Below are 14,791 nucleotides of genomic sequence, written 5' to 3' on the forward strand. Positions count from 1 at the left end.
CGGAGATGACCGACGACCTGTCGACCCTCGGCCTGGAGTGCTCGGAGGACTGGGTCCCGTTCCCCCTGTCCGGCACGCTGGACCTGGACTACTGGGCCAAGTACCAGGCGAAGGACCTCGTCGAACGGTACGAGCGCGACGGGGAGAGGGGCAACGCCCGTCTGCTGGCCCGCGACCTCAAACGCACGGCGGCCGACTGCCGTACCCGCGATCCCCTCGGCGCCTTCGGCTGGTACGTCAGCGGGCACCCTTCGGTGGCGGCCGTCCTGGAGCTCGACGCCGTCCGTCCGGACGACACCCACCCCGAGGTGACCCTCTCCCTGCTCATCGAGTCCATGTCGGCGCGGGACTTCGGGGAACCGGACGTCCGCGAGATGCGGCTGCCCCTCGGCGACGCCGTGCGCATCCGCCAGAACATGGTCGACGACAGGAAACGCCTCCTCGGCCCGCGCCCCGTGGTCCGCACCCTCTTCTACGGCATCCGACCGGAGACGACGGACGCGGCCGTCACCCTCCTGGTCTCCTGGACGGAGCCGGTCCTGGACGAGCCCCTGGAGGCCATCGTGGACGGCATCGCGCGGACGCTGTCGCTCTGACGCCGCTCCGGGACGGCCCGGTTCTGGAACATCCCGAGGATCTGCACACCGTTCACCGTGGAGTCGTACGGCGGGCACGGATGCCGGGAAAGTCGCCTCGCATTCCCTTCGGGGGTCGCCGACGGGCCGCTTACGGACGAGTACGAGTGGAGGAAGTGAGAGGTTCGGCCGACTGCTTCGCCACACTCGTGAATTCCATGACGATCGGCTGGGGAATGCGGTCCGTGTGCCGCTGGTCACTTCATTCCTCGCGTGTTTTGATCAGGTCGTGCGGTTCGCCGGCAGGTGATCCCGAATTCGGGAATCCGGCGAAATCCGCCGCCGCTCATTGTTGATACGAAGGGAAACGCGCGCTATGAACCTCGTCCCCCGGGTCGCGACCGCCGAAATCTCCGACGCCGATCTGGACTCCGTCTCCGGCGGCCAGGCGGGCGTCGGCCCCGCGGCCAACCCCGGTCTCGGTGTCCACGCCGGGGCGGGCGGTCTCGGTGTCCACGCCGAGGCCGGCACCATCGGCGTCACCGCGGGCCTGGGCGCCTCCGTCTCCCCCGAGGGCCTCTCGGCGGTCGGCGGCCTGGCCGTCACCCAGTACTGACGTGACACCCCCCGTGGGCCCCGGCTCCATCCTGGAGCCGGGGCCCACGGCGCATCCGCGGGGCGGTGCGCCGAAGGCGGTGAAGGGTGCTATTCATCTCCCTTTCCACCCCGCTCGTCCTTGACTTTCATTTTTTCCTTGACCTGCTTGGCGAGTTCGTCGTCGAGTTTCTTGAACTCACGGACGACGGCGTCGGACATACTGGCGAGCGCGTCGAGCTGCTGGGTGATGTCCTCTCGGCCGTCCTCCCAGTTCGACTCGAAATCGGAGAGGGCGTCATTGACGCTGCCGTCGCCGATGTCGTCCTTGTAGGAGTCGAAGAGCTTCTTGGTGTGGTTCAGCCGCGTCTTGAGCGACCGCAGCCGCCGCCCGTAGTCCTCCATCTCGCTCAGCGGGAGCGCGAGGTCGCTCTTGCCCATGGCCCGGAGTCCTCTCTTCGGATCGGCTCAGACGAAGCGGAAGGTACTGGTCACGGCGTCGAAGATGTCGTGGAACGCCTCGGCGAGGTCCAGCACCGGGCTGGCCCCGGAGACGAGCACGACCTGCTCGGTGGTTCCCGGCACGGGAATGTACGTCTGGGTCAGCACCATCCGCAGGGTACGGCTGTCGCCCCGCGCAACGGGCACGTCCTCCACCCCGTACGTCCGCGCGGCCGTGCCCACGTCGGGGATGTCGACGGTCGTGACCTTGCGCCAGGCGTCGCCCTCGCGGCGAGCGGTGATCGTGCCCAGGCTCTCGGCGATGGCCCGGGGATCGGTGGACAGGGCCACGCCCTGTTCGTTCTTGGCACCGAGGACGGACACGGTGACGGTGGCGGAGAGCGGGACGCCGTCGAAGTTCTCGGCCATGCACCCCAGGTAGACCGCACCGGAGTCGTGTGCGTCCTTCGCCATCTTGCGGAGCATGGCGGTCAGGTCGGTGCGGTAAGGGACCAACTCCGGGAACTCCCGGATCCGTTCATCGACCAGTGCGCGCGTCGTCGACTCCCGCCCCTCTGGGCGGATGTCGAACTCCCACCAGGAATCCGGGACAGCTAATGAGAAACTTGACATCAGTGCCAAATTCTTTTCCTTCTCTGTGGTTTTTAATCGAGGTCCATGCCGAGATCCTCGACCGCGATCTCGGTGAGCCTGCTTTCTGTCACCTTCGGGGGTGAGTAATTCGCTTCTCTGATGTGAGCGACAAATTCGGCAGGCAGGGAGACGTGATGGGTGGCAACGTAGTATGAAAGATCTCCGCGCCAAATCCATTCTCCATCAGTGTAGAGAGAGCCGATGCCGGGCAGGAGTGGCCCTTCGGGGTCCAGCACATCGGGGCCGGCGCTCATCTCACTCCAGATTCCTGTGCCATTCATGAGATAAGAAACAAGGCTTTCTTCGTCCGGCTCACCGGACGGTCGCACTGCGTCTTTGATCGAGCCGTTGTCGGGAAGTCCCCAGCCGGGTGAGAGTTCTGAGAAGAAACCTACGGGTCGAATCATTGGGGCTCCACGTGTTCGCTGGTGTTTCAGACCATGGGTAGAAAGGTGAGCCAAACCCCATCGTCTTTGATTGTAGGAGTGAAGGGCCCCTCCCCGAACGTGGGTACACCAACGGCATTGGTCGGGGCCTTGACGGGCACCCCCAGGGAGTTGGCCATGTTCTGAATCACTTCGGGTTGTGCGGATCCTGAATGGCAGGTGAGCATCCGAACGGGTTGGCCGTTGTAGCCAGGTATTCGATTTATCGTATCAAGGACATGGTTGGGGTGAACGTCATGTCCTCCCGCTCTCTGTCCTGCGCGGTTTACCTGGCCTGCGACCATCCGACCATCGGTCGTGCCGTGAATGATGACGTCCTGGTATCCAGGAAGTCGCTTTGCGACATCGAAGTTCCGGAGGGTCGCCGGATCGTACCCGATGGCGGTCGCTCCCGGTTTGTGGTAAATGGGAATATCGGAAGGGAGGGCGTCATCGGCTTTTCGGCTGGCAGGAGCGACACGGGGGGAGTCCGTTTTCCACTTGATCATGTCGATCAGGAAGGAAAGCTGATGGTCGACTCGTCGCAGACGGGGCCTGATGCGGAGGGCGTCCCGCCGGGTGGTGCGGGGGATCTCCGCGATCCCTGCGCTGCGGGGCCGGAGGTGGGTGCCGTGCGGAAAACCGTGAGCAGTCGGCGGGTATGTGTCACGTGAGCGCTCAAACGAGCGGTATCAGGACAGTGGTGGCCGTAGTGCTCACGGTTTTGAAGTGGTGTGTCCTCCCTGGGACGTAAACGCGTGTCCCGGCATCGCGCACGTCGAGGCCGCCGTCCCGCGGCGTGGGATCGATGTGCCGGACACCGCCCGTAAAAGGGTGCGGGCCGGCAGGGATCTCGGCGAACTCGAATGCCGGCATGTCCGGGCCTACGAGGTGCGGGGCCCGGAGGGGCTGTTCTGCTCGGACGACTGATGCCGCACGGCGGTGGTCAGCGGTTGATGGACTGGATCTCCTGGACGTTCATGTCCTGGGTCGTTTCGAAGGTGCCGTCGGGGAGGTCGCCGTTCGCGCCGCCCGTGCCCTCCCAGGAGATCTGCCAGGTGATGCCGGCCGTCAGCCGGTACGGGGCGCCGCTGGTGGCGCGGAGGTAGCGGATGCCGCACGGCGGGGTCCTGTCGGCGTTGCCCTTCGTGTACGGGGTGCCGATGGAGTCGTCGTCGTTGATCTCGCAGTCGCCGGAGGCGGGGTAGGTCTCGGCGTCGGCTGTGCCGGGGTCCAGGTGCAGGGCGACCGGCTTGGCCGTCGTCTCCGCCCACAGGCCCGTGTTGGGCAGTTCGGCGCGGACCGTGACCTCCTTGAAGGTGCCCTCGTCCAGCCAGACCCAGGTGGGCAGGTTCACCGTGGACTTCGCCTCGGGCTTCAGCTCGATCTCGGTCTCGGGGACCTTGACCTCGTTGTAGGCGTACTCGGCGAGCATCTCCGGAGTGGGGGCGTGCGGGTCGTCAGGGATGTCTCCCGCATCGACCCAGAACATGATGCGACCGCAGTCCCACGATTCCGGGTCGGAGGGGTCCGGGGCGACTCCGCGCCAGAAGTAGCCGTCCTTGCCGAGGTTGTAGTCCTCATAGCCCTCAGCCGTGCTGTTGGTGGGGGCGTGGAGGTCGAAGTTGTCGGCCGGTTTGCCGTCCCGGTAATGATCGGTCCACAACCGCTTGCCGTACCAGGACTCATGGATGCCGACGTCGCCGCCGCCGTCCGTGTCCACGAACTCCTCGAGCTGCTCGGGAGTGAACGCGGGCTCGTACCAGCAGGCCGGCGGCTTCCAGTTGGGGTCGATGGTGGCGAGGTTGCCCCTTTTGTCGCCTCCTCCTCCTCCTCCTCCTCCGCTCGGGTAGGAGATACGGATGCTGGACGTGGAGGCCGACAGGCTCCCGTTGCCGTCGGACTCGCCCTTCGTGTCGTTCTTGGTGTCTCCCTCACCGAAGGCGTGAGCGGTGGTGGCGGTGAGAACGATCGTCATGGCTGAGGCAACGACTCCGGTCAGCAGTCTGCCGTGTCGCGTGCTCCGTCGGCTCATCAGGCGCAGCCTCCCCGCTTCGACGTGGTCGACACGGTCTGCCATACGCCCTGGTCGTTCTTCTGCATCGTGACGGTGTAGGCGACCTCGGGGTCGGTGCCCGCAGGGTTGCCCACTTCCTTGCCCGTCTCGCGGTTCTTCGTACGGGCCTTGCTTTCGTTCGTGCAGTACCGGAGCTGCGCCTTCGTCTTCTTCGCGAAGAGCGCGGCCTTGGGATCGAAGACGGGGAGGGCGCCGACGACGGTGACGTTCTTGTCCGTGTAGGACTTGACCCACTCCCGGTCCTGGGAAAGGCCGGCCTTGGTGTCGTAGAAGGCGAGGGCCTCGCTGTCGGGGTCGTTCGCGATGATCGCCGCGTAGCCCGCCCGGAGCTGTTCCCTGCCGTCGTCGAGTACGGCCTGTTCGTCGGGGTCGCTGCTCGTCCAGTCCTCGAATGTCAGCCGGAAGCTGCTGGGGAGAGTGATCTCGGGGCGTTCGGTGCCGGATGGCCCTGAGGGCGCGGATGCCGACGGCGACGGCGACGAACTGCTCGCCGTGTCCGCGCCCTTGATGTCGTCCGAGGGGGAGTCGGATTCTCCGCCGCAGGCCGTCAGCAGCAGGGTCGCTGCCGTGGTGAGTGCTGCGGCGGTCGTGGTCGGTGCGCGGCGGGCCACGGACGTCTCCCCCTGGTTCGGCTGTGTGTAACGGGAGCGAAGCTATCAGGGGCAGGGCAAGGGGACTTGAGAGGAGCTGGCGGGTTGTGTGGGGAATGTGGGGAGTGTGACGTGGTGAGGGCGAAGGTGCCCTTCGACGGGGACGGTGCGAGTCAATAGGATCTCTGTAGGCTCAGTTCCTTCCTCATCGGCTCGACTCAGCTCGTTCTGCTTCAGGCCGTCACTCCGACTCCTCCCACACCACACGACCCGGGACACCCGCCATGCCACGACGCCGCAGTTCAAGCTCGTCCAGCTCGACGGGAAACCGCAGCGGAGGGTCCGCCGCTCCGCGGAACCGGACGCCGCAGCCCGTGCGGATCCGGCAGCGGACGTTCGGGGACTTCGTCAAGGCGTTCCTCGCCTTCGTGGCGTTGCTCGTGCTGGTCGTCGGGGTGCCGCTCGCGCTCGCCATGACGGCGGGCTGGCCGTTCCCGGAGACCTTCGAGCCCATGGATTGGCTCAGGCGGGATGTCTCCGTCTCCACCTTCCAGAGCATCCTGGTGTTCTTCGTCTGGCTTGCCTGGGCCCAGTTCACCGCCTGTGTGCTCGTCGAGATGAAGGCCGCGCTGTCCGGGGTCGGGGTGCCGGGGCGGGTGCCCGGGGCCGGACCCAGCCAGCTGCTCGCGCGGCAACTCGTCGCCGCACTGCTGCTCGTGGGTGCCGCCGCGGCGAGTTTCACGCCGGGGCTCTCGCAGGTGGGGCAGGGCATGGAGGGCAATCAGCAGTCCATCGCCGCCGCCCAGCAGACGCCGGGGCTGTTCGCCCAGCAGCAGGAGCAGGCCGCCGGGACCGCCGCCGCCCTCGCCGAGCAGGCGTCCCACGCCGCCGCGCACGCCGAGGCCGGCGGTGGCGGTGCGGCCAAGCAGGGTGACACGAAGTTCTACCGGATCCAGCCGCCCGAGGGGCGCCACCACGACTCCCTCTGGGAGATCTCCGAGCGGCACCTCGGGGACGGGCGCCGGTACAAGGAGATCTTCGAGCTCAACAAGGACCGCGTGCAGCCGGACGGTTCGAAGCTGTCCGAGGCCAGCCTCATCCGGCCCGGCTGGATCATGGAGATGCCCGGCGACGCGCGCGGCGGCGACCTCGTCGAGATGCCGGACGACGCCCCCGAGGTCTCGCCGGAGGCGCGGCAGCAGATCCACGACTACGCCAAGACGGGGGACACCGCCCAGGGCGGGGGCGGCAGTGGTGCCGCGCAGGTGTCCCTGCCCGAACAGCGGCCCGCACCCGCACCGACGCCCGAGCCCGCACCTGCGCCCGCGCAGGACGACGCCGGTCACCGGCAGGAGCACGCCGCCTCCGCGCAGGACACCTCCGCCTTCGGCCTGCCCGAAGCCCTGCTCACCGCGCCGCTCCTCGCCGCCGGTCTCCTCGGTGCCCTCGGGCACCGGCGCCGGCAGGCGCTCTGGCAGTCGGCGTTCGGAGGGATCGGCGGACGGCGCGGAATGGAGCCGCCCACGCCGGAGGGGGACGCCCAGGACGCCCAGGACGCGCTGCTCGTCGGCGCCGACCCCGAGGGCGTACGGCTGCTCGACCGGTCGCTGCGCGGGCTCGCCGCGTCCCTCGCCGCCGAGTCCCGCGCGCTGCCGACGGTCTACGCGGCCTGGCTCAGCGACGGCGACCTGCACCTCCAGCTCGCCCAGCCGGCCGGCAAGCCGCCGGCGCCCTGGCAGCTCGGGCAGGACCAGACGTTCTGGATGCTGGCCAAGGACGACGCCGGGCAGTACGAGGACAGTGACACCGCCGCCCCGTACCCCGGCCTGGTCAGCCTCGGCACCATGGACGACTCGCGGCTGCTGCTCAACCTGGAGTCCGTCCCCGGCATCGTCTCGCTGAGCGGCCGCGAGGCCGACCGGGCCGCCGTGTTCGCCTCCGTCGCCGCCGAACTGGCCACCAACGGATGGTCGGACCGGATGACCGTCACCCTCGTCGGGTTCGGTGAGGACCTGACCCCGCTCGCCCCCAACCGGCTCCGCCACCTCGACGACGTCGAGGCGCTCATCGAGACCATGGAGGCCGAGACCCGGCAGCGACGCGGCGCGCTGGGTGCCGCCGGTCACGACTCCGTCCTCACCGGGCGCACCGGACCGGCCCAGCACACCCGTTGGGCCCCGCAGCTCGTCCTGCTCGCCGCCGAGCCGTCCGCCGACGACGCCGTCAAGCTCGCCGAACTCGCCGCCGACGCGAGCCGCCTCGGCATCGGCTACCTCGTCGGCGCCGGGAGCGGCGATCTGCCGGGCGCGGCCTGGGAGATGGAGATCACCGCGGAGGGCAAGCTGCTCGCGCCGCTCCTCGGCCTCGAACTCGACGCGCAGCTCCTGCCCGCCGCCCAACAGCGCGCGGTCGTCGAACTGTTCGTGGAGGCCGACCCGGACCGCGGGCCCGACGGCCCGGTCCACACCCCGCCGTTCCTGGTCGACATCAGCGAACAGGGCCGGCCGGCCGTCTACGCGCGCCTCGTCGGACCGTACGAGATCATCGGGCTCGACACCCCGGACGGGGAGCGCAGCGCCCTGCTCCACGAGGCGCTCGCCCTCCTGCTCCTGCACCGCGAAGGTGTGCACCCGCGCGTGCTGTCCTCCGCGCTGTGGCCGCGCGGGGTCACCGACGACGTGCGCGAGGCGCTCATCGAGCGGCTGCGCGCCTGGCTCGGCACCGACCCCGACGGCACGCCCCGCCTCGGCACGGACCTCACCGGGCGGCTCACCCTCGCCAAGTCCGTCGTCTCCGACCTGGACGTGCTGCGGTCGCTGTACCACGAGGCGACCCAGGGCAAGGGCGTCGACAGCCGGGCCGTCCGCGGGCGGCTGCTCACCGACGCGCTGGTGCTGGTGCGCGGACCGCTGCTCGCCGACCGGCCCGAGGGCCGCTACCGCTGGCTCACCCACGAGATCGTCGACGCCCAGCTCCCGCTGCTGGTCGCGGACACCGGGCTCGCCCTCTCCGAGTTCCACATGGAGAAGGACCGCGCGGAGAAGGCCATCGAGGCGCTGGACGCGGCGCTGCGGACCGCCCCGGTCGACGAGCGGCTGTGGAACGAGCTGCTGCGCGCCACTCACGCCCTCGGCGACCCGGAACGGCTCACCGCCCTCGCCGCCGACCTCATGGGCCGCAGCGGCGCCCGCGGGCTGCCGCCGCGCACCGAGGCGTTGCTCGACGAACTGCTGCCGACCTGGCGCGGCGCGGTCGCGGCGGGATGAGCGCAGAGCGGTGAGCAGGACGATGAGCAGGGCGGGGACGAGCGCGGCGGGGATGAGTACGGGGTGACGACCGGTCTGCTGGTCGCGGCCGCCGCGCTGTGGGGTGCGGCGGCGGGTGCGCTGCTGCCGCGGGCGGCCTACCGGTTCTCCGTACCGGCGGGGGAGGAGTGGCGGGCGGTCTGCCCCGCGGAACACCCCCTGGCGGGCTGGCTCGGAGCGGCCCGGTGCGGGCGGTGTGCGACGGCGCCCCCGTACGGCTCGAGCACCGCCCTCGTCGCCGTCACCGCCCTTGTCTGCGCCGCCCTCGCCGCCGCCACCGGCACGCGGCCCGAGGTGGGCGTCTGGCTGCTGCTCGCGCCGGTCGGCGTGCTGCTGGCGGTCGTCGACTTCCGGGTCCAGCGGCTGCCCGACCCGCTCACCCTCCCGCTCACCGGAGCCGCCCTCGCCCTGCTCGGCCTGGTCACCCTCGTTCCCGAGCACGCGGGCGAGTGGACGACCGCCCTGCTGGGCGCCCTCGCGCTCGGCGCCGGCTACTTCGTCCTGTTCCTCGTCAACCCGGGCGGCATGGGTTTCGGCGACGTGAAGCTCGCCCTCGGCGCGGGGGCCGTCCTCGGCTGGTACGGCTGGCCCACCGTGCTGCTAGGCACCTTCGCCGGGTTCCTGTTCGGGGCGCTGTACGGCGGTGCCCTCGTCGTCACGCGGCGGGCGGGGCGCAAGACGGCCATACCGTTCGGGCCGTTCCTGATCGCCGGCGCGTTCGCCGGGCTGCTGATCGGCGCGTACACGGCCTGACGTCGGGTGCCGTGGACCGCTGGCGTAGGCTGGTCCAGCCCGTCTGCAACCCTTGCGAACCTCACGAACCTTACGAACCTTACGAAAGGGACGCCCGGTGACCGAGAAGGCCGACCTTCAGCCCATCCTCGACCGTGCTGCCGCAGGCGGGCGGATCACTCCCGAAGAGGCGCTCGACCTCTACCGTGACGCCCCGCTGCACGCGCTGGGTGCCGCCGCCGACGCCGTACGCCGCCGCCGGTACGCCGGGACCGAGCACATCGCGACGTACATCATCGAGCGCAACATCAACTACACGAACGTGTGCGTCACGGCGTGCAGGTTCTGCGCCTTCTACGCCGCGCCCAAGGACACCGCCAAGGGCTGGACCCGCGACCTCGACGACATCCTGCGGCGCTGTGCCGAGACCGTCGAACTCGGCGGTACGCAGATCATGTTCCAGGGCGGTCACCACCCGGACTACGGCGTCGAGTACTACGAGAAGCACTTCGCCGCCATCAAGAAGGAGTTCCCGCAGCTCGTCATCCACAGCCTGGGGGCGAGCGAGGTCGAGCACATGGCCCGGATCTCGAAGATGTCGGTCGAGGAGGCCATCACGCGCATCCACGCGGCCGGGCTCGACTCCTTCGCCGGGGCGGGCGCCGAACTGCTGCCCGAGCGGCCGCGCAAGGCCATCGCGCCGCTGAAGGAGTCCGGCGAACGCTGGCTGGAGATCATGGAGATCGCGCACGGGCTGGGCGTCGAGTCGACGTCCACCATGCTGATGGGCACCGGCGAGACCAACGCCGAGCGCATCGAGCACCTGCGCATGATCCGGGACGTGCAGGACCGCACGGGCGGCTTCCGCGCCTTCATCCCGTACACCTACCAGCCCGAGAACAACCACCTGAAGGGCCGCACCCAGGCCACGATCTTCGAGTACCTGCGGATGATCGCCATCGCCCGGCTGTTCTTCGACAACGTCGCCCACATCCAGGGCTCCTGGCTGACCACGGGCAAGGAGGTCGGCCAGCTCTCGATGCACTACGGGGCGGACGACCTCGGCTCGATCATGCTGGAGGAGAACGTCGTCTCCTCCGCCGGCGCCAAGCACCGCTCCAACCGTCTGGAGATCATCGACCTGATCCGCAAGGCGGGCCGGGTCCCCGCGCAGCGGAGCACGACGTACGAGCACATCGTGGTGCACGACGACCCGGCCGACGACCCGGTCGACGAGCGCGTCGTCTCGCACATCTCGTCCACGGCGATCGAGGGCGGCACGGCCCACCCGGAGCTGAAGCTGCTCCCCGCGAACTGACGCGACCGTGCTCACGATCCACGTCGCCGAGGCCACGCCCGAACTGGCCGTCCTGATCGACGGCGCGACCGTCGCCGCCGTCGGCCCGTACGAGGAGCTGGCCGCCGCCCGTCCGCAGGCGCGGGTGCGGCGGTGGCCCGGCATCCTCACCCCCGGGTTGCTCAACCCCTACGGGCCCGAGCTGCTCGAAGGCACCTATCACCCGGACCCGCGCGAGGCCGACGAGTTCGGCACCGAGCCGATCACCGGGGAGCGGGCGCAGGCGATCTTCCGCGCCGACGAGTCACGGCGCGGCGCCAGTGCGCGCCGCGGGGTGCAGCGGCTGCTGGCGCACGGAACGGTCGCCGTCGCGGGCGAGCTGCGCAGCCGACCGGTCCTGGACGCCGTTCGCCGGGCCGGACTCGTGGTGGGCGCTCGCCCGGCGCGCCTGCCGGGGCCGCCGTCCTTCTCGCCGGTGCCGCTCGTCCTGCTGCCGGGGCCGGTTCCGGGCGGCCCCGCCCGGTTCGCGGTGTTCGACGTGGCGGACCGGGCCGAGCTGGTCCGTCATGGGGCGTCGACCTGCGTGGCCACCGTCGTCGGCGGCCGACTGGTGCACCGGCGTCGCTGACGGGCCGACCGGGGCGGCGAGGCGGCGAGGCGGCGGGGCGGCGAGACAGAGGGGACCGACTGAGACAATGACATACACACCGCTCCTGAGACAGCCCCGTACCCGGACAAGTGAGGCCGAACGACAGTGACCCGCGCATCCCTGGACAAGCAGCCGCACGAAGTCGCCTCGATGTTCGACGACGTGGCGGAACGGTACGACCTGACGAATGACGTGCTGTCGCTCGGCCAGGACCGGATCTGGCGCAAGGAGGTGGCGAAGGCGGTCGACGCGCGTCCCGCGCAGAAGGTCCTGGACCTGGCGGCCGGCACGGGCACGTCGTCGGAGCCCTTCGCGCGGACCGGCGCCTACGTCGTCCCCTGCGACTTCTCCCTCGGCATGCTCCGGGTCGGCAAGCAGCGCCGGAACTGGCTGCCCTACACCGCCGGCGACGCGACCCGGCTGCCGTTCAAGGACGACGTCTTCGACGCCGTCACCATCTCCTTCGGGCTGCGCAACGTCCAGGAGACGGACGCCGCGCTGCGCGAGATGCACCGGGTGACCCGGCCCGGCGGACGGATCGTCATCTGCGAGTTCTCGCACCCCACGTGGGCGCCGTTCCGCACCGTCTACACCGAGTACCTGATGCGCGCGCTGCCGCCGGTCGCGCGGTCGGTGTCGTCGAACCCCGACGCGTACGTCTACCTCGCCGAGTCCATCCGGGCCTGGCCCGACCAGCCCGCCCTGGCCGAGCGGCTGCGGGGCGCCGGCTGGACGAAGGTGGCGTGGCGCAACCTCACGGGCGGTGTGGTCGCGCTGCACCGGGGCTTCAAGGCCGGCTGAGGACGGCCGCGCAGGGGGCGGCCGGTTCACGGGGTTCCTCCAGTTCGCGCCGGAGGCCGCCGCCGGGCGGTACGGGGGCGCGCGGCTCGCGCACCCCTCCTCCGCCGTCCCCCTCACCGAAGTCGAACCACACATGGACCAGGGAACCCCTGGGCACCTCGACGCCCGGCTGCGGATACTGGCGTACGACGTGGTCGACGACGGTGCGGCGGAAGTCCGGCCGGTCCGGCGCGTCGAGGTACAGGCCGTGTGCACGGGCGGACTCGCGCGCGTCCACGGCCATCAGGCCGACCAGGCGCGGAACGCGCACTTCCGGTGTCCTGTCGGATGTCCTGGGTGTCACACGCACGGACGTCACCCCCCAGCGGTACCGGCAGGGTAGACCCGGCCACGCGCCGGCAGGAAGCAATGCGTGGCTATCTGTGACAATCAGTCACAATGGGTTGTCGAAGTGGTGGTTCGGGCTTCCGGTTTCCTCCGGGTCTCCGGTTTCCTCCGGCCTCCTCCGGGTCTCCGGTTTCAGAGGGCCAGGCGGTAGCAGTGTCCTTCCCGGCGCGAGACCGGGGTGGTGAACGTCCCGGCGAGACGCATGCCGAGCCGCCGGGTGACCGCCGCCGAGCGGGTGTTGCGGGCGTCGACCATGGCGACCACGTCCGAGACGCCCGTGGCGCGCACCCGCTCCAGGGTCTGCCGGGCGGCGGCGGTCGCGTACCCCCTGCCCCAGTGCTCCCGGCCGAGGCGCCAGCCGATCTCGATCTCGCCCGTCGGGCCCCAGTCCTGCTCCCAGGGCTGGGCGCCCGTGAAGCCGAGGACGCGGTCCGTCTCGTCGACCACGGTCCACAGGCAGAACCCGCGCTCGGCGTCGTGCCGCCGCTGGCGGGCGGTGAGTTCCTCGTAGACCGACAGCTCCGCGGCCTCGCCGCCGTGGAACTCCATGACGTCCGGATCGGCGAAGGTCCGGTGCCAGGCGAAGGCGTCCTCGTGGGTGGGCACACGGAGCCGTACAGCGGGCAGAGCTCGGTTCACGGAGGCAGCCCTTCAGCCGGGTGATCAATTCTGCTGCATAGACTGCCCGTGTCCAGTGCCTGTCGGCACGCAGATATCGAACTTGGGGAGATCCCGCCGTGACCGAGCCCCTCTCCGACAACACCGCCGACGTGATCGTCGTGGGCGCGGGGCCAGCCGGCTCCACCACCGCGTACCACCTGGCCAGGTCCGGTCTCGACGTGCTCCTGCTGGAGAAGACCGCGTTTCCGCGGGAGAAGGTCTGCGGCGACGGCCTCACCCCGCGCGCCACGAAGCAGCTCGTCGCGATGGGCATCGACATCTCCGAGGAGGCGGGCTGGCTGCGCAACAAGGGCCTGCGCATCATCGGCGGCGGTGTCCGTCTCCAGCTCGACTGGCCGGAACTCGCCTCCTTCCCCGACTACGGTCTGGTCCGCAAGCGCGACGACTTCGACGAGCAGCTCGCCCGGCAGGCCCAGAAGGCCGGCGCGCGGCTGTACGAGCGCTGCAACGTGGGCGCGCCGATCATCGACGACCGCACCGGCCGCATCACCGGCGTGAAGGCGAAGCTCGGCGAGGAGAAGCGGGAAGTCACCTTCCACGCCCCGCTGGTGGTGGCCGCCGACGGCAACTCCACCCGGCTGTCCCTGGCGATGGGGCTGCACCGACGCGAGGACCGCCCGATGGGTGTCGCGGTCCGTACGTACTTCACCTCGCCCCGCCACGACGACGACTACCTGGAGTCCTGGCTGGAACTGTGGGACCGCCGCGGCCCGCAGGACCGGCTGCTGCCCGGCTACGGCTGGATCTTCGGCATGGGCGACGGGACGAGCAACGTCGGCCTGGGGGTGCTCAACACCTCGGCCTCCTTCAAGGAACTGGACTGGCGCGAGATCCTGAAGGCCTGGTGCGCCTCGATGCCCGAGGACTGGGGCTACACCCCGGACAACATGACCGGTCCGATCCGCGGCGCCGCGCTCCCGATGGCCTTCAACCGCCAGCCGCACTACACGCGCGGGCTGCTGCTCGTCGGTGACGCGGGCGGCCTGGTGAACCCCTTCAACGGCGAGGGCATCGCCTACGCCATGGAGTCCGCGCAGATCGCCGCCGAGGTCATCGTCCAGGCGCACGCCCGGACGACGCCGGCCCAGCGGGAGATCGCCCTCCAGCGCTATCCGCGCGTCCTGAAGGACACCTACGGCGGCTACTACACGCTCGGCCGCGCGTTCGTGAAGCTCATCGGCAATCCGAAGATCATGCAGATCGCGGCCCAGCGCGGGCTGACGCACCCGATGCTGATGAGGTTCACCCTGAAGCTGCTCGCCAACCTGACGGACCCGACGGGGGGCGACGCGATGGACCGCGTCATCAACGGTCTGAGCAAGGTGGCGCCGAAGGCGTGAGGCGTCCCGCGCGTGCGGGAGCCGTGAGGGGCGCTGTGGGCGGCCGGGGCCGGATGGACGGACCCTCGGCCGCCGAGGCGTGTCCGGGGCGCCGTGAGGGGCCGCCACGGCGCCGCAGGGCGCTCGGTCGATGCGGTGTCACCCCGTCAACGCACGCCGTACGGGTGATGATTCGGGCATGCGGGACATCTTGGCCGGGTGTCCGGGTGAGTGGGGAGCGCGCGAACGGGAGGGCCGCTGCCA

At 70.1% G+C, this 14,791-nt stretch carries 16 protein-coding genes; 9 read left to right on the plus strand and 7 right to left on the minus strand.

The window, feature by feature from the left end; genetic code table 11:
• Window positions 1-5: 5 nt before the first annotated feature.
• Window positions 6-596, plus strand: coding sequence for a hypothetical protein (locus AB0I73_RS05225; protein WP_363033921.1), 591 nt, complete (start codon window positions 6-8; stop codon window positions 594-596).
• A 355-nt stretch (window positions 597-951) separates the two neighbouring features.
• Window positions 952-1,191, plus strand: coding sequence for a hypothetical protein (locus AB0I73_RS05230; RefSeq protein ID WP_363033923.1), 240 nt, complete (start codon window positions 952-954; stop codon window positions 1,189-1,191).
• Between the two features lie 89 nt (window positions 1,192-1,280).
• Here the strand turns inward: AB0I73_RS05230 and AB0I73_RS05235 are convergent, their stop codons facing one another.
• The 3 genes from AB0I73_RS05235 to AB0I73_RS05245 are packed head-to-tail and all read right to left on the minus strand — an operon-like array spanning window position 1,281 to window position 2,671.
• Window positions 1,281-1,610: a hypothetical protein gene (locus AB0I73_RS05235; protein WP_363033925.1), complete on the minus strand. Its 330-nt coding sequence runs from the start codon at window positions 1,608-1,610 to the stop codon at window positions 1,281-1,283.
• Window positions 1,611-1,637: 27 nt separating this feature from the next.
• Window positions 1,638-2,243, minus strand: a complete 606-nt coding sequence (locus tag AB0I73_RS05240; RefSeq protein WP_363034031.1) for a hypothetical protein — start codon at window positions 2,241-2,243, stop codon at window positions 1,638-1,640.
• Window positions 2,244-2,275: 32 nt separating this feature from the next.
• Window positions 2,276-2,671, minus strand: coding sequence for a hypothetical protein (locus AB0I73_RS05245; RefSeq protein WP_363033927.1), 396 nt, complete (start codon window positions 2,669-2,671; stop codon window positions 2,276-2,278).
• A gap of 747 nt (window positions 2,672-3,418) precedes the next feature.
• Here AB0I73_RS05245 and AB0I73_RS05250 point away from each other — a divergent pair.
• The gene (locus AB0I73_RS05250; protein ID WP_363033929.1) at window positions 3,419-3,619 is read left to right on the plus strand and encodes a hypothetical protein; all 201 of its coding nucleotides are present in this window, start codon (window positions 3,419-3,421) and stop codon (window positions 3,617-3,619) included.
• 16 nt (window positions 3,620-3,635) lie between these two features.
• Here AB0I73_RS05250 and AB0I73_RS05255 read toward each other — a convergent pair whose 3' ends face one another.
• Both AB0I73_RS05255 and AB0I73_RS05260 read right to left on the minus strand, forming a co-directional pair.
• Window positions 3,636-4,667, minus strand: coding sequence for a hypothetical protein (locus tag AB0I73_RS05255; RefSeq protein WP_363033931.1), 1,032 nt, complete (start codon window positions 4,665-4,667; stop codon window positions 3,636-3,638).
• A 56-nt stretch (window positions 4,668-4,723) separates the two neighbouring features.
• Complete coding sequence (locus AB0I73_RS05260) at window positions 4,724-5,377, minus strand: hypothetical protein (protein ID WP_363033933.1); 654 nt, start codon at window positions 5,375-5,377, stop codon at window positions 4,724-4,726.
• Between the two features lie 263 nt (window positions 5,378-5,640).
• Here AB0I73_RS05260 and AB0I73_RS05265 point away from each other — a divergent pair, with 263 nt between their 5' ends.
• The 5 genes from AB0I73_RS05265 to AB0I73_RS05285 all read left to right on the plus strand — a co-directional run bounded on the left by AB0I73_RS05265 (window position 5,641) and on the right by AB0I73_RS05285 (window position 12,140).
• Window positions 5,641-8,622: a BTAD domain-containing putative transcriptional regulator gene (locus AB0I73_RS05265; protein WP_363033934.1), complete on the plus strand. Its 2,982-nt coding sequence runs from the start codon at window positions 5,641-5,643 to the stop codon at window positions 8,620-8,622.
• Window positions 8,623-8,685: 63 nt separating this feature from the next.
• Window positions 8,686-9,414 carry an A24 family peptidase gene (locus AB0I73_RS05270; protein ID WP_363033936.1) on the plus strand — a complete coding sequence of 243 codons (729 nt, stop codon included), beginning with the start codon at window positions 8,686-8,688 and terminating at the stop codon, window positions 9,412-9,414.
• A 97-nt stretch (window positions 9,415-9,511) separates the two neighbouring features.
• Window positions 9,512-10,711: a cyclic dehypoxanthinyl futalosine synthase gene (mqnC, locus tag AB0I73_RS05275; protein ID WP_363033938.1), complete on the plus strand. Its 1,200-nt coding sequence runs from the start codon at window positions 9,512-9,514 to the stop codon at window positions 10,709-10,711.
• A gap of 7 nt (window positions 10,712-10,718) precedes the next feature.
• Window positions 10,719-11,318 (plus strand): hypothetical protein, encoded by a 600-nt coding sequence (locus AB0I73_RS05280; RefSeq protein WP_363033940.1) that lies wholly within the window; start codon window positions 10,719-10,721, stop codon window positions 11,316-11,318.
• Between the two features lie 126 nt (window positions 11,319-11,444).
• Entirely contained in the window at window positions 11,445-12,140 is a 696-nt protein-coding gene (locus AB0I73_RS05285) for a demethylmenaquinone methyltransferase (RefSeq protein WP_363033942.1), read from the plus strand.
• On the opposite strand, the gene AB0I73_RS05290 is transcribed toward AB0I73_RS05285, so the two are convergent.
• Window positions 12,127-12,450, minus strand: a complete 324-nt coding sequence (locus tag AB0I73_RS05290) for a PASTA domain-containing protein (protein WP_363033944.1) — start codon at window positions 12,448-12,450, stop codon at window positions 12,127-12,129. The two genes, AB0I73_RS05285 and AB0I73_RS05290, sit on opposite strands and share 14 nt — an antisense overlap.
• A gap of 209 nt (window positions 12,451-12,659) precedes the next feature.
• Entirely contained in the window at window positions 12,660-13,166 is a 507-nt protein-coding gene (locus AB0I73_RS05295) for a GNAT family N-acetyltransferase (RefSeq protein WP_363033946.1), read from the minus strand.
• A 98-nt stretch (window positions 13,167-13,264) separates the two neighbouring features.
• On the opposite strand from AB0I73_RS05295, the gene AB0I73_RS05300 reads away from it, so the two are divergent.
• Window positions 13,265-14,548, plus strand: a complete 1,284-nt coding sequence (locus AB0I73_RS05300; protein ID WP_363033948.1) for a geranylgeranyl reductase family protein — start codon at window positions 13,265-13,267, stop codon at window positions 14,546-14,548.
• The last annotated feature ends 243 nt before the right edge of the window (window positions 14,549-14,791 follow it).

It is taken from the genome of Streptomyces sp. NPDC050388 (assembly GCF_040655635.1).
GTDB lineage: Bacteria > Actinomycetota > Actinomycetes > Streptomycetales > Streptomycetaceae > Streptomyces.

Bases quoted from the DNA above. Each gene is read 5' to 3' on its own strand.
- AB0I73_RS05225 (WP_363033921.1), top strand. From the start codon at position 6: ATGACCGACGACCTGTCGACCCTCGGCCTGGAGTGCTCGGAGGACTGG.
- AB0I73_RS05230 (WP_363033923.1), top strand. From the start codon at position 952: ATGAACCTCGTCCCCCGGGTCGCGACCGCCGAAATCTCCGACGCCGAT.
- AB0I73_RS05235 (WP_363033925.1), bottom strand. From the start codon at position 1,610: ATGGGCAAGAGCGACCTCGCGCTCCCGCTGAGCGAGATGGAGGACTAC.
- AB0I73_RS05240 (WP_363034031.1), bottom strand. From the start codon at position 2,243: ATGTCAAGTTTCTCATTAGCTGTCCCGGATTCCTGGTGGGAGTTCGAC.
- AB0I73_RS05245 (WP_363033927.1), bottom strand. From the start codon at position 2,671: ATGATTCGACCCGTAGGTTTCTTCTCAGAACTCTCACCCGGCTGGGGA.
- AB0I73_RS05255 (WP_363033931.1), bottom strand. From the start codon at position 4,667: ATGACGATCGTTCTCACCGCCACCACCGCTCACGCCTTCGGTGAGGGA.
- AB0I73_RS05265 (WP_363033934.1), top strand. From the start codon at position 5,641: ATGCCACGACGCCGCAGTTCAAGCTCGTCCAGCTCGACGGGAAACCGC.